Below are 14,194 nucleotides of genomic sequence, written 5' to 3'. Positions count from 1 at the left end.
GGTCACTGAATACAAAAACAAAAAGTTCAGCTCGGGTGCGTGGATGGAGAAGAGAATGGATAAAAGGCACACTCAACAAAAAAGTTCGGATGGAAAGTTTAAGAAAAGTTTAATTGCCATGGCAATTGTGGGTTTTACTCAACAGGCATACGCTCAGGAAGCGCCTGCAACACAAGTAGAGGACGCTGAAGAATACGAAACGGAAGTCATTGAGGTTAAGGGTATCAGGGGAGCACTTGAAACGGCCGCTGATTTAAAGCGTTCTTCAAAAACCTTCGTGGATTCAATTACAGCAACAGACGCAAACGTATTACCAGATTTGTCGGTAGCAGAAGCACTGGCGCGTATTCCGGGTATTACCGTAACCCGTTTTACTGCTGGCGATGATGATTTCCCCTCACCGGAAGGCTCAGGTAACCTGATCCGTGGTTTGGGCTTTGTGCGCTCTGAGTTCAACGGCCGCGATGCATTTAGTGCAAACGGTGGTCGTGCTCTGGATTGGGCTGCGATTCCGCCAGAACTGATTGGCGGCGTTGACGTGTATAAAAACCAATCTGCTGATCTGATTGAAGGTGGTATTGGTGGTTCAATTAACTTAAGAACATTAGAGCCTTTCGATCGCGAAGGCCGCGTGTTCATTTTTAGCGCTGATACTACCTACACCGATTTGCGTGAGGAATGGAGTCCATCGTTCAGCGTAGTGGCTGGCGACAGATGGAAAACCTCTAAAGGTGAATTTGGTTTGTTAGGATCGTACTCAACATCCGATCTGGCCTCTGAAATTCACGGCTTCCAAACCGCTGCTCCTAACCCGCGTGACAACTTGTCACAGGATGCGTTTACCGGCGATTATATTCCGGAAGCCGGTTCTGTAGTGGCTGTGCCACAGGGCTTCCAGCTTCGTACTAATCAGGTAGACAGAACCCGCGATAGTTTCTATGTGGCCGGTCAGTGGCGTAGCCCGGACAACGATACCGAATTAACCGTTAAATATATTCGAGTAGAAAACGACAGTAACTCAGTAGAGCAAACTACCGAATCCTTTACCGATGCAAACAGCTGGAACCGTTTTGAATTAAGTGAACTGGTTGTTAAACCGTTTACCTCCGACGGTATCGCGCGTTGTAACGGTAACAACGAAAGCCCGGTGGGTTTCTGTGATGAAACCGTTCCGGTTACGGGCGGCTTGATGGAGCAAGGTATGCTGACCGATTCAGGTGATTCCTGGTACGGCGCATATGGTTTGCAACTGAGTAACCTTGGTGTGGGCGTTCAACAGGAATCCATGACCGACGATATCAGCTTCAATCTGAAAATGCGTCCTGCCGACAACTGGATGGTTGAAATCGACGGTCACCGCACCACCGCTGAATCTAAACATCGTGAGTTGTGGGTTGGCGCGAATACCTTTGTTCAGGCTTTCTACCGCCCTGATTTAGATAATCCTTATCTGGAACTCTCACATGATCCGCGTCTGGATATTGGTGGTTTTATTTTCGACGAAGGTGAAAATCAGAACGCTTGGCAGTATCCAACCAGTACCGCCGATGCAGGTTCAACATTTATGCCTTTCATCTCTGATGGTTACCGCGACGGTGAAGGTGAGTTAACCGCGCTTCGCGCAGATGCAACCTATCAGTTTGAAGGTGATTCGTGGTTTGAGTCGGTTAAGTTTGGAGCGCGTTACTCAGAGCGAGAACAGGTTAACCGTGACGCTGGTATGAACTGGCAGGCTGCATCTCAGGCGTGGAACGGCGGTATGGCCATGTACAACAACTTCGATACCGTTGCACACGAAATTGTAGATATGTCTGACTTCTATCGCGGTGGTGTAGTGGGCGGTGATAACACGTCTTTCGTATTCGTGGATTCTAACCTGTTACGCAATCCCCACCAGTTCTTTGATTTCTATCAGAACGAACCCGACCTGGCTAATGGTGGATGGAATCCTTATTCTGCGAATGATTTAGCACGTCGCACTCAGGACGGCAAATATACGCCAATCTATCAGCCGGATCAGATGTCTGATATTACCGAAGAAACCCTCAACCTGTATGTGCGATTGGATTTCTACAGAGACATTGGCAACGGCATGGACATCGAGGGTAACGTAGGTCTGCGCTATACCCGCACGCAAACGAATTCAGACGGTGAACTCAGTTACAATGAGGTTTATGAAGATAGTGACGATGTGAAGGACGAATACCCTCAAAGCGCAGAGGACCGCGATCATCCAGCTGATTTCCTGCCGGAAACTATTGTTTATCAACAACAGGCGTCAACTGAGCGAAAGGTGGATTTAACCGACGATCACTTCCTGCCTTCATTGAACGTGAAGTGGAACTTAAACGACGAAATGCTACTGCGCTTTGGTATCAGTAAAGCCATTACGCGTCCGAATATCCAGGATTTACGTGCGGCTCAATCGGTGAATGCAGCATTTACAACTATTGAATATGATCCATTGCCGCCTGATGATCCAAATGCCCAAATCCCCCGTGGATTTGAAGACGTTCTTTTGCGATCAATTAACTTAAACGGTGGTAATCCTGAGCTGAAATCCACTGAAGCGATTAACTGGGATATGTCGTTTGAGTGGTACTTCGAAGATGGAGAGTACTTCAGCGCCGCTATTTTTGGTAAGGACCTGAAAAACATCATAACTTATGGTGTAAATGTACTGGATACCGTTACGCTGGATGGCGCAACAGTAAACTACCAATACGTTGGCCCGATTAACCAGGATGACGCTGAAATTCGCGGATTAGAGTTCTCCTATCAGGACTTCTTCGACGAACTTCCAGGTATTTGGTCGCACTTTGGTGTTCAGGCAAACTATACGTTTATTGATGCGTCAGCCACACCACCACCGGCGTTTTTGGATGCCGATGATGATGGCGAACCAGATCCGGGTTCGTTTGCCAACAATCTACGTTTTGGACGTGATGACCTAATGGGACAGTCGCGCCATACCGCTAACCTGATTGGTATTTACCAGGACGAGAAGTTTGAGGTGCGAATTGCGTACAACTATCGCTCAGAGTACCTGAATGCTTATCGCGATTGGATCACAGGTGACCCGCTTTTCCAACAAGGCACGAGTTTTGTTGACGTATCATTACGCTACGACATTACCGAAAACGTGCAGCTAAGCTTTAACGGTGCGAACATCTTCGACGAGAAGAGCAGCTCCGAAGCGCAACTTGACCAAAGTGGTCAGCGTTATATGCGCTCAAGCTTCCTGAACGACCGTCGCTTCAAGTTTGGTATTCGCTATACCTACTAATAGCATGTAAGTGTTGTAAAATTAGTGTTCATGTAAAAAGGCCAGGTAACTGGCCTTTTTTATGACTGTTTACTGTGAACACCTATGCGTTATTTTGAGGCAGCTTTTACCATGCCGTCCAGCCACGCCTGATGGCCGTTAATCATTGGATTGGGTACGGTGTTTGCCAATTCAACGGCAGGTTTACCATTTTGAGTTTCTTGCGTAAGAATGCGCAATCGGCCGTGACTGAGTTCCTCTAACAACCATGCGTGATGAACGTCTAAACGGTTATCGCCTTCACCAAACCAGCCGTGCCATGCAATACGTGCAGCCTCGCCTTTAACGGGAGCAATAAATTCAACTACACGTGCTTCAACGGGAAAACCAAACGTCTCGAAATAAAAACGCGTATTCAGTGACAGGTGCGGACCTTTATCATCATAAATAGCAGGATTCGCGGCATTCTCATAAAACGTTGGCCATGTGGATGGCGTGATCAATAAGTCCCAGGCTTTACTAATACTAATATTGGGTATGATCACTTCGTTTGAACAAAAATTGTCGGTAAATCCCGGTACGAAGCCAAGTGGCCATTGAATTGAAGTCATGTGTTATTCCTGCGCTCTGTTGAATTGGCGTGAGAATAAGAGGAACACCGATTTCAATCCAATCGTCGAACCTGATGGGATTGATAACCTGACGTTATAACTGAATCGTACGGCTTTTTAGCAATCAATCAGATTAATGCAGTTTTCTAGTTGCTGCCGAATCCATTGATGTGCAGGGCTGAGGTGTGTACTTTCATGCCACACCATATATTTTGTAAAACCGGGGATGGTAATGGGCAGTTCCATTGTTTTAATGTTTATGTTGTTCGTTACTAACCGCTTTGGTGCTACCGCTATCAACTGAGTTTGCTGGATTAGCTCCATCAACACTAAAAAACTGGGAACTGAAATAGCCACCTTCCTGGCTAACCCCTTCTCTTTTAATACCTGATCTGTAATTCCGGCGAAGGCTCCGCCCTGATACGACACTATTGCATGGTCGGCATTACAGAATGCGTCAAGGGTAAGCTGTTGTTGAGTGGCTAATGGATGGTTGACCGACATAATACAAACGTATTCTTCGTTGAATAAAACCTTACCCTTTAAATCTCCCGGCGCAGTTTCAGGGGTCATAAATGCTACATCAATCAGCGATTTTTCCATTTGTTGGAAAATCTGATCATCACGTATGAAATGAGTGGCAATTCGGATATCGGGAGCCAGAGCGTTTAGCGTTTTAATAAAAGGCAAAATAATCGCTGACAAAGAGTAATCCGTACCGGCCATCGAAAACGTGAGTGCTGATGTTTGAGGTGAAAACACCGGTGGCTGTAGCGCGGTATCTAATTCAGATAACACCTTTTTAATTGGGCTTGCCAGTTCTTTGGCCCGGACGGTTGGCACAATCCCATGCTGAGAGCGAACAAACAGCGGATCATTGAGGCTTTCCCGCAGTCTATTGAGCATTCCACTGACGGCGGGTTGCGTAAGAGACAATCGTTCAGCCGCTCTGGATACGTTGCATTCATCCATTAATACAACAAAGGTTTTAAGCAGATTCAGATCCAGTTTTTCAATTGTTTTCATGTCGTTTTTGCGCCGAATTACTTCGTGAAATCCACTGTTAGCCTAATGTCTTTGAACTCTTCAAAGTCAGGTTTAGATAAACCAAATAACTCAGTAAATGGCGACGAATTCCTGATTGCCTCAATAGCTGCCTTCTCCAGAGCTTCGTTATTGTCGTCGGTTAGTACTTCATAGGCTATGACCTCCGCGCTATCGTTAAGTAAAAATGAAATGACGACAGGCTTAGGGTATGAAGTCTCTTTTACAGAGAGATTAGAAGTAAGCTTTGCTTTAATCACAAGGGTGCAGTCTATTATAGTGTGGCACTCAGATGATGGTGGGTGATTTGCCACACAACCAAACAAAAACACGATCACGAATAGCCATCTAAACATGTAAAATCCATTCAATGTTAGGTTGTAAAACATGACTTTAGCTCATTTTGGGGCTGGGCGGTATGTTTAAAGCATTTATCATTTATAGCAAGTCACCATTTATAACATACATACAAATTACACATTTTCTCAGCAGCATTGGAGTAATCGGAGTCATTGTTGAAAGTCGGCGATCGTTGATACTAGTCTGCATATAGTGTCATTCATGTTTTGCCAAATAGACACTGTATCGCTCACTGTGAGCAGATATCAATTCAAGGTTTTTTTGGGTTTTAAATAGCATCGCTGTCTGCTAAAAATCGGTTGATATTCGATTTTCACGTACCATGTTAATATCTTGTTGTCGAAGATTCATATTTGAGATATTTTCCGCAAATTAAGGATAACTTTAGCCCTTTCAACGGAATGATTATGCGTACATTGCGGGTGTTCATTACTCTTTTCGCTACCAGTTTACTTGTTGCCTGTGGAGGTGGATCAGAATCATCCACTGATAAGCCAGCTCCAGTAACACCTCCACCGGTAGTAACCCCACCACCAGAGCCAACAAATTCAGAAATTATTGCTCAATCCTATAACTATGATGAGGAAGAAGTTAAAACCGCAGCCATTGCTCTTGCAGATGAAAGATACCTGGGCCTGACCTCGCCTGCGGATGTCACAGAATTTGAAGCGTTTCGTAAAGCTTACAAACTTCTATTTCCTGATTACGATAATGACTACGAGACCAAGCCTCCAGGAATTATCTTTAACAGGTCGTGGCTGGATAATGGAGATGAAGTCGAATTAATCCACTCATGCCACGGATTGGGTACAGTCACCGTTTCAGGCGAGAGGTCTGCTGAAAGTCGTGTCCGAATATCTCAGCGTTACGAAGATTGTACGCCACCGTCTGAGGATTACGCTCTGAATGGGCAGATAGCCATAACAATTTATCAATTTGAAGAAAGCGTGGACAAAGAATTCAGTCTTTATTTCGATAATTTGAATTGGCAGGAGAATGGTATTGACTATGCTCTAACGGGGTTTATGTATGTCAAAAACGGTTTTAACCTTGGTGTGAATTCCAATAGTGATGTGATTAGGCACTACACACTTACAATAGGCTCGGAATCTTTTAAAATTAACACCCAGGGCGTCATTGAAGACGGTGCCGTATTCAGAGAACTCAAGTTAACTGGTGAGATATACATTGGCTCAAAGGGAAAACTTGCTGTGGACTACCAAGGGCGGCCTATCACAACTCCTGGTAGCTCTGATACAACATTTACCTTCGAAGGCAATCACGCCGGAACCTTTGAAATCGCAGTACAATTAGCGACATACCTAATCGACACTAATGATGATGGCGAATTAGATGCCGGTGCCCATTTTCGTGATCTCCATTCGCTGTTGTACGGTGACTTAACTGACAAATCAATAGTGTCACTAACTGAGCTTTCTGCACCGCCTTATGCGGGTAATCCTGTTTTTGACAGAACTGCCGATTATTTTGCCTCTGCCCCTATTACTGTTGAGGAAGGAGAATACGCAGACTCCGATACTGATTTAGAAGACTTAGAGATTTGGTTTCATTGGTATATCGATGGGGTCAAGGTTGAAGACGTCACAGGCAATACGTTTCCTGCCTATACAATTGGATTCGGAGAAGCCTTACACGTGTCGATGGTGGTGTCTGATGGCATAACCACAATGGAGTCTGATAGAGTCAGCGTCCCAATTCAGGATAGCCCCACTCAAGTCAACATTAGTGACTTTCCGGCTCAAGTCTCTCCGGGAGAAATAATCCGCCTTCAAGTTGAAATCTCAGATGCTGATATAGGTGCTGGGAATATTGCCACCCTTCTATCCGGACCAGAGGGAGCATTTATGGATGACGAGGGATACGTAAACTGGACAGCGCCTACGCAGCAACTATTTCAGGGGCAAACCTACTATTTTAATCTTGGCATTATAAACCGCGATGGTACATCTAGTGTACTAAACATACAGGAAACACATTTAGCCATAGATAAAGAGTTGCCTTTCAGTTGGTCACTAACCGGGAGGTCAGGCCCTTTTTACCTCGATGATATCGATTCTGATGGCTACGACGACCATATCAGCGCAACTAGCCTCGGGAGTATTGTTATTTCTGACTTTAAAGACAACAAATTTAGTCAGAAGTGGAACTACCCTTATGCTTTACCGGGTAAACAAAAATTAGAATGGTTAGTCTATGAAGACATCAACGGCGATGGGGCCAAAGATATTATTGCCTTTCAAGCAAATACGATTAGCGTTATTGAAGATTTAAATAAGCCAGCCTACGTACTTTGGCGCACAGGTGAGGCATATATTAAACGTGCGGTCATCAGTGACTTTGATAATGACTCGCTTCCTGAAATAGCGTTATTGGTGAGTGACAACCTATTTATCACTGGTAACTATGAACTATTAGTTATTGAACTGGATGGAAGCGAAATTTTCCGACGTGATCTACCTCGCAGTTATGAAATGATGCTGGCGAATGTCGACAATGATATTCAGTTGGAAGTAATCACCGACTCAGGCTTTGTAGTGGACACGCAGAGCTGGATAACCGAGTGGGAGTTGGAAGATGGTTTTGGTAGTGAACTTGCTGTCGGCGATGTTGACGGTGACGGAATCAGTGAAATCATAGCTTCAAGCAACGGTATTACTATTTATTCTGGGCAAAGCCAGACAATACTATACAGCCAGGGCAACCTGAATGGAGTTGAAGTGTGTGCGCTGGATACTACAGATGTCGATGCCGATGATAGGTTTGAAATTATCGCCAGCCCTTGTGACGATGAGGAGCATATCTGGATTTATAGGTTTACTGGCGACACTTTTGAGATTTTAAGTGGTGTAATAAGTCAGGATTCCAATACACGAATGGTATTAACTGGTGACGTTGATAGAGATGGCAAGCTCGAATTTGTTTGGGCAAACAACAGCGCATTAGTATTCACTGCGGAGCTTGAAGGAACCACACTGACATTTAATGACACGTTGGAACAATATGTCGATGAGTATTCCAGTCCGGTTGGGTGGACAGACTGGCTAACAGCGTCAATGCTACCGACGTTTGTTTTAACCTCTTATCAGAATTACCAATTTCATAGCCTGTTAGTTTCACTGGATCAATCAGCCGGCACGCTAATCAGATCAGAGCCTTTTTCAAATACTGGATTTGGTTTCAGCTCATCAACCAATAAGGTACTGGTTGATGACTTCAATGGAGATGGACTTGATGAACTCTTTTTAACGTTTTCATCTGAACGCACAGAGCGTTTCTCTGTTCTTCGTGCACTAGACCAAGAATATGTATGGCAAACCCCTGGGGATATGCTTAATGGCAGTATCGTAGCCATGTCTTCAGTAGATGTGACCGGAGACGGAAATAACGATGCGATTATACTGACGTACAAGGATTTATTGGTGTTTGATATTACCAATCAGACCTTTGTTAACGGTTCGCAAAGAAGTTGGTTTTACGCGGACGACATCATTACGGTTGATATTGATGGTTCCACCGCTGTTTACATTCTCGACCAAGGATCACTGAATGAAATGGTAATCAGGGACGGCAATTTGTTATATACCGACATCGACTGGTCTTTCTCTTGTGAAGAGGTAGTGCCGTTTTATTACGACAGTGATAGCCAACCAGAGCTGTTGTGTGTCGAACAAGCTAGTACAACAACAAAACTAAAGGTACTGGAAATCACTCCTCAAGGCATCGAGCTAGTCCATGACAATACTGTAGGGGCCAGAGTACAAAATCTCATTGTTGACCCCAGACGAGAAAACAATCAGCAGTTTATTGGTATTTATACTGAGGATAACAGTGACAATGAATACGCTAAATTCAATGTGGTTTCTATAGACAGTAACGGAGGGATCATAACAAAATCCCCAGACCTGTCAGGGACAATCGAAAGTGGCTTAATGAAAGCTTACCGGAATTCACAGGGTAATCTTGAATTGCAAATATCAACCTCAACGCATATGTATCATTTCCAATAGTCAGTGTGCTAATAAAATGGCAGGCCATTCGCACACTTGGCCTGCTGTTTTCAGCAATTAACAGCGAACCAATATTATCAATATGAAACAATAACACTGTATTAATAGTATTTGGTTTCCGAGTTCCTGTGCGTTTTTTCAAATCCCTGTAACGCAGTGTACCTAGTTAACTCCACAGTCAACTTAATTTCTATGGTCTCTTGAAAATCAGGCCTAGATAAACCAAATAATGCTTAGGTAATGACCTCTGTACTATCGTTCAGTAAAAGTGTTATGGCAATAGGTTTAAGGTATACCGGTTTTCTTGCATGAGTTAAAACGCCGTAAACGGTAGAACGCATAAAGGTAAAAACGGGCGTTATTACAGCTAGTTGCTGCTACAGGCGTTGTGCGATTCAATTGTGCTTGTTGATAAAAGGTAATTAGGTTTGGTCTGAATCACTCCGTTCCCGCCAGTGTGAAGTCACAAGAAGCAATTGACAGTGTTTAACTAACCTATCAAAATGATAGGTTCCAGGTTGATAGGCTACGAATGAGCCCAGACTATCCTAAAGGTGTTGATGAGTTTCCTCTGACGGAAGCAACAGCCAGGCAAATAATTTCGGATTTGGCCGAAAATCACACGCATCGTATTCGCTGGAGTCAGCATGTTAAGCAGCGAATGATCGAACGAGGTGTGACAACCGGGCAGATCTTAACGTTGCTGCAAAGCAAACGCGCCGTATTCAGGGAGGGACCCTAACCCGAGCCCAATGGAGATTGGAAATTTAACTTGAAGGGGTTAGCTGCGGGCACCGTTATTGAACTAACTGTAGCCCTGAAGAATCACCATGATAGCCCAAGTTCAGTGTTAGTTACTGTTTGGATTGATTAGGGGACGTACCATGTATCATTATGCAGAAAGCGGCTTATCAAACATTTATCTTAAAAACGGTTTTGTATCGGAAACTATTGATGGTGAGGAATATATCTCCATTGATGATATGCAAGGACTGCACAAAACCATTGCACAGGTTATTGTTGATAATAACCGACCGCTGAATAACGAGGAGTTTAAGTTTCTGCGTATTCAGTTGAATGCTTCCCAAAAGCTGTTGGGTAAGCGGTTTGGTGTATCAGAACAAACCATTGCGCGCTACGAGAAAGGCCAATCAGATATACCTCGCACCACTGATGCGGCATTGCGTTCTCTTTACATGGAAAGCTTAGACAAAAGCAATCCGGTTAGTTACTTTTTGGATTTGCTGTCTGATACCGAAGCCAAAGCAGCCGCTAAAGATATCTTATTGGAAGAAGTGCAGCATCACTGGGCCGTTGCTGTCTAAGGCGTAGCTATAAAGGTAGCTTTGCGATATTCCTTACCTGCCAGCATTCCCCAAGCTTAAAACCTGCGCTACCATGCGCCCGATATTGAATAAATGAGAAAGGGCATGACTGAGCAAATCCGAATTGAAGACGTTGTTGTGGGCGAGGGCAGTGAGGCGAAGAAAGGCGCGCTGATCACCGCGCACTATCGCGGGTTATTGGATGACGGCACGGAGTTCGATTCGTCCTATGAAAAAGGCCGACCGTTTCAAACAGTGTTGTCGAAAACTAAGGTCATTCAGGGGTGGTTTCAGGGCCTACAGGGGATGCGGGTTGGCGGTACGCGCAAGTTGTGGGTTCCGGCTGAGCTAGGCTACGGCGAAAGGCAGGTGGGCAAGATCCCACCAAACAGCAATCTGTACTTCGAAATTGAATTACTGGAAGCCCTTAATCGCGACGACTAGCAGGCATAGGGTAATGCCAGCGGTTGCCCGGGCTAACCTGTTTAGACCGGCAAATTGGCTTTGCAGTGCTTCGCAATAAAATCCTCGTGTCCCGGCATGACCTGTAGGCACTTACCTGTCACCGTATGAATTTCTTCCATCCTACGATGTAACTCATCCTCTGAGAGAATATCGGCAATGGGGTGATAGCGCTCGGGCTGAATGCCCTGACCGTGCATAACGGCAAACCAGCTCACGTGGTTAAACAACTCGTTATCGTGGCGGTACAAGCGGGCATTTTGTTTGTAGATCTCAATGCGCTTATGCAGCGACTCGGGAATATCCATGGTGCGACAGTAATGCCAGAATGGACTGTCGTTTCTGCGTGTGGCTTTGTAATGCAAAATCAGGAAATCACGCACCTGCTCGTACTCAAGTCGCGTACGTTCATTGTAATAATCAATATCGTGCTGATTAAACAGCTTGTCAGGGAAATTCGTCATTAACCGGGCAATGGCGGTTTGAATTAAGTGTATCGACGTGGATTCCAGTGGCTCTAAAAAGCCAGATGCCAATCCCAGCGACACCACATTTTTGTTCCAGGGCTTTTTGCGGATCCCGGCTTTAAAGCGAAGGTAATTGGGCTTGGAAATCGGCTCGCTGTTCAGGTCGGCGTACAGACTTTGCAATGCTGTGTCGTCGTCCATAAACTTGCTGCAATACACGTGGCCGTTGCCGGTGCGAGACTGTAATGGAATACGCCATTGCCACCCTGCTGACTTTGCGGTAGCACGGGTGAAAGGGGTTAACTCGTCGAGTTTATTGCTGGCTACCGCAATGGCCCGGTCGCAGGGCAAATAATGGGACCAGTCTTCGTAGCCGCTATTTAAGGTTTGTTCGATAAGCAGGCCTTTGAAGCCCGAGCAGTCGATAAACAAATCCCCTTCAATGTGATGGCCGTTATCGGTATCCACACTGGCGATATGGCCGTTTTCCGGATGCTGATTTACCCGGGTGATTTTGCCTTCCGTGCGCACTACGCCATTGGCTTCTGCTATGCCACGTAAGTGCTTGGCATACAGCATGGCATCAAATTGAAACGCATAGGCAATGGTGCTTAGCGGCGAACCTTGTAGTTCAACCTGAGCGCGCTGAAACTTATTGGCCTGGGCTGCCAGGATTTGAAGGTTAAATTCGTCGATGGGTTTGGCTTGCCCCATTTTTTGCTGGCGCAGCCATAGGTGATGAAAGTGGATCCCTTCCATGTCCATGCCGTAAGGCCCAAATGGGTGAATATACGACTCACCGGTTTGCCCCCAGTCGACAAATTCGATCCCCAGCTTAAAAGTACCGTTGGTGAACTTAACGAAGTCGTTTTCGTTAATTCCCAGCAACCGGTTAAAGTAAAGAATGTGCGGAATGGTTGCTTCGCCTACGCCTACCGTGCCAATTTCTTCTGATTCGATAAGCTGAATCGTGATCCTGTTGTCATTCAACAGCTTTGACATGGCAGCGGCTGCCATCCACCCGGCAGTTCCACCGCCTACAATCACAATCTTTTTAATACTGTGCTCTGACATTATTGTCGTCCCATTGAAAACGTTGGGTTTGGTTGCATGGCGATATATTTTTCAATAAACATTGCATGGTCGGGTAGGCGCGCAACAGATTGTTCCATGGCCTGCTTCATGGAGTTCAGGCTACGCTGAATATCCGCCACCGGGATATTGGCCAGAATCGGGTCGAAGGTTTTGGGGAATATGCCCTGACCGACCATTACCGCTACCCAACTGGAGCGGGTAAAAAGTTCATGATCGTCTCTGAATACGCGGCCGCCTTGCTGAAATAGCGTCATCTTATGTGTTAGTGAGTCTGGTATATCCATGTCTCGCACATAGCGCCAGAACGGGCTGTCATCGCGGGTGGTGGCTTTGTAATGCAGAATAATGAAGTCGCGTACCTGTTCGAATTCCCGGGTCATTAAGCGGTTGTATTCGTTGCGGATCACAGGGTGTAGTCCGGCATCCGGGTACAGTGAAATGAAGCGACTAATACCCTGCTGAATCAGAAACAACGAAGTGGATTCCAACGGCTCCAGAAAACCGGCCGACAAACCAATACCAATGCAGTTTTTCTCCCAGAAAGCTTCCTGGCACCCGGTTTTAAACTGAATGGTACGCACTTCTGAAATGGGTTTACTGTCGAGTCCATCGAGCAGAACCTGACGAGCCTGGTCGTGATCCATAAAACGGTCACAGTAGATGTGCCCATTACCGACGCGTTGCTGGGTAGGGATGCGCCATTGCCAGCCAGCGATTTTTGCCGTTGAACGCGTGAAGGGTAGAACCTTGTCGGTTTGTTCTGTGGCAATCGTTTGCGCGGTGTTGCAGGGCAGCCAGTGGCTCCAGTCACGGAATTTTACGCCCAGTGTGTCGCCGAGTAATAAGGATCGGAATCCGGAGCAATCGAAAAATAATTCACCGCCCACGGTGGTGCCGTCTTCCAATGTCAGGCCGGCAATATTGCCGGTGTCTTTGTGTTGTTGCACGCTGGCAATTTTGCCCTCAATGCGTTGTACGCCACGCTGTTCTGCGTATTTACGTAAATAGGCGGCATAAGCGGTGGCATCAAAGTGATAGGCGTAGCGCAAATGTGAGAGCACTGAGTTGGGGTTTTGCTCTGGCAGCACAAACTTGTTCTGTTTCGCGGCGACTGCACAGATGCTGTAATCTTCTAACTCACTGGTATTTCCTGCTGTCAGGGTGTGTAGCCAGTACTGATGAAAGTCCACGCCGTTCATATCGACGCCGTGTCCGCCAAATGGGTGGAAGTAACTGTCGCCTAATTTACCCCAGTCGTTAAACTCAATACCCAGTTTAAAGGTGCCATTGGTGGCTTTAATAAATTCACTTTCGCTGATGCCCAGTAATTTATTAAAGTTGATCATGTCGGGGATAGTAGCTTCACCCACACCAATGGTGCCAATCTGTTCAGACTCCACCAGAGTAATCTTAACGTCGCCAGTGGGCAGCATGCGAGACAGCGCGGCAGCGGTCATCCAACCGGCAGAGCCGCCGCCGACAATGGTTATGTGTTTTATGATGTTTGGCATTGTGTCTTTCATTTTATTCTTCGTGA

9 protein-coding genes are annotated in these 14,194 nt (G+C 45.8%); 4 read left to right on the top strand and 5 right to left on the bottom strand.

Annotated elements, in window-relative coordinates; genetic code table 11:
* The first annotated feature begins 55 nt into the window (after positions 1-55).
* A complete protein-coding gene (locus tag ACLR2L_RS00895; protein WP_413364877.1) occupies positions 56-3,286 on the top strand; it encodes a TonB-dependent receptor in 3,231 nt (1,076 codons plus the stop codon).
* Between the two features lie 89 nt (positions 3,287-3,375).
* Here the strand turns inward: ACLR2L_RS00895 and ACLR2L_RS00890 are convergent, their stop codons facing one another.
* The 3 genes from ACLR2L_RS00890 to ACLR2L_RS00880 all read right to left on the bottom strand — a co-directional run bounded on the left by ACLR2L_RS00890 (position 3,376) and on the right by ACLR2L_RS00880 (position 5,276).
* Positions 3,376-3,876 carry an SRPBCC domain-containing protein gene (locus tag ACLR2L_RS00890; RefSeq protein WP_413364875.1) on the bottom strand — a complete coding sequence of 167 codons (501 nt, stop codon included), beginning with the start codon at positions 3,874-3,876 and terminating at the stop codon, positions 3,376-3,378.
* A 117-nt stretch (positions 3,877-3,993) separates the two neighbouring features.
* The gene (locus ACLR2L_RS00885) at positions 3,994-4,902 is read right to left on the bottom strand and encodes a LysR family transcriptional regulator (protein ID WP_413364873.1); all 909 of its coding nucleotides are present in this window, start codon (positions 4,900-4,902) and stop codon (positions 3,994-3,996) included.
* Between the two features lie 17 nt (positions 4,903-4,919).
* Positions 4,920-5,276 carry an energy transducer TonB gene (locus ACLR2L_RS00880; protein ID WP_413364871.1) on the bottom strand — a complete coding sequence of 119 codons (357 nt, stop codon included), beginning with the start codon at positions 5,274-5,276 and terminating at the stop codon, positions 4,920-4,922.
* A gap of 411 nt (positions 5,277-5,687) precedes the next feature.
* Here ACLR2L_RS00880 and ACLR2L_RS00875 point away from each other — a divergent pair, with 411 nt between their 5' ends.
* The 3 genes from ACLR2L_RS00875 (at position 5,688) to ACLR2L_RS00865 (ending at position 11,077) form a co-directional block, all read left to right on the top strand.
* The gene (locus tag ACLR2L_RS00875; protein ID WP_413364868.1) at positions 5,688-9,308 is read left to right on the top strand and encodes an FG-GAP repeat domain-containing protein; all 3,621 of its coding nucleotides are present in this window, start codon (positions 5,688-5,690) and stop codon (positions 9,306-9,308) included.
* Positions 9,309-10,192: 884 nt separating this feature from the next.
* On the top strand, positions 10,193-10,633 hold the full coding sequence (locus tag ACLR2L_RS00870) for a helix-turn-helix domain-containing protein (protein WP_413364866.1): 441 nt from the start codon (positions 10,193-10,195) through the stop codon (positions 10,631-10,633).
* Positions 10,634-10,738: 105 nt separating this feature from the next.
* Positions 10,739-11,077, top strand: coding sequence for an FKBP-type peptidyl-prolyl cis-trans isomerase (locus ACLR2L_RS00865; RefSeq protein WP_155016190.1), 339 nt, complete (start codon positions 10,739-10,741; stop codon positions 11,075-11,077).
* Positions 11,078-11,118: 41 nt separating this feature from the next.
* Here the strand turns inward: ACLR2L_RS00865 and ACLR2L_RS00860 are convergent, their stop codons facing one another.
* Complete coding sequence (locus tag ACLR2L_RS00860) at positions 11,119-12,636, bottom strand: tryptophan halogenase family protein (protein WP_413364863.1); 1,518 nt, start codon at positions 12,634-12,636, stop codon at positions 11,119-11,121.
* Positions 12,636-14,168, bottom strand: a complete 1,533-nt coding sequence (locus ACLR2L_RS00855; protein ID WP_413364861.1) for a tryptophan halogenase family protein — start codon at positions 14,166-14,168, stop codon at positions 12,636-12,638. Before ACLR2L_RS00855 ends, ACLR2L_RS00860 begins: the two co-directional genes overlap by 1 nt.
* Between the last annotated feature and the right edge of the window lie 26 nt (positions 14,169-14,194).

This window comes from Alteromonas sp. AMM-1, from assembly GCF_047290655.1.
GTDB classification, from domain to species: Bacteria; Pseudomonadota; Gammaproteobacteria; order Enterobacterales; family Alteromonadaceae; genus Alteromonas; species Alteromonas mangrovi.
Note: the sequence above shows the minus strand (reverse complement) of the source record. Positions and strands in the feature narration are given on the sequence as shown.

What these genes read in the sequence shown, in the direction of transcription:
- ACLR2L_RS00895 (WP_413364877.1), top strand. Translation starts at nt 56, where the DNA reads ATGGATAAAAGGCACACTCAACAAAAAAGTTCGGATGGAAAGTTTAAG.
- ACLR2L_RS00890 (WP_413364875.1), bottom strand. Translation starts at nt 3,876, where the DNA reads ATGACTTCAATTCAATGGCCACTTGGCTTCGTACCGGGATTTACCGAC.
- ACLR2L_RS00885 (WP_413364873.1), bottom strand. Translation starts at nt 4,902, where the DNA reads ATGAAAACAATTGAAAAACTGGATCTGAATCTGCTTAAAACCTTTGTT.
- ACLR2L_RS00880 (WP_413364871.1), bottom strand. Translation starts at nt 5,276, where the DNA reads ATGTTTAGATGGCTATTCGTGATCGTGTTTTTGTTTGGTTGTGTGGCA.
- ACLR2L_RS00875 (WP_413364868.1), top strand. Translation starts at nt 5,688, where the DNA reads ATGCGTACATTGCGGGTGTTCATTACTCTTTTCGCTACCAGTTTACTT.
- ACLR2L_RS00870 (WP_413364866.1), top strand. Translation starts at nt 10,193, where the DNA reads ATGTATCATTATGCAGAAAGCGGCTTATCAAACATTTATCTTAAAAAC.
- ACLR2L_RS00865 (WP_155016190.1), top strand. Translation starts at nt 10,739, where the DNA reads ATGACTGAGCAAATCCGAATTGAAGACGTTGTTGTGGGCGAGGGCAGT.
- ACLR2L_RS00860 (WP_413364863.1), bottom strand. Translation starts at nt 12,636, where the DNA reads ATGTCAGAGCACAGTATTAAAAAGATTGTGATTGTAGGCGGTGGAACT.
- ACLR2L_RS00855 (WP_413364861.1), bottom strand. Translation starts at nt 14,168, where the DNA reads ATGCCAAACATCATAAAACACATAACCATTGTCGGCGGCGGCTCTGCC.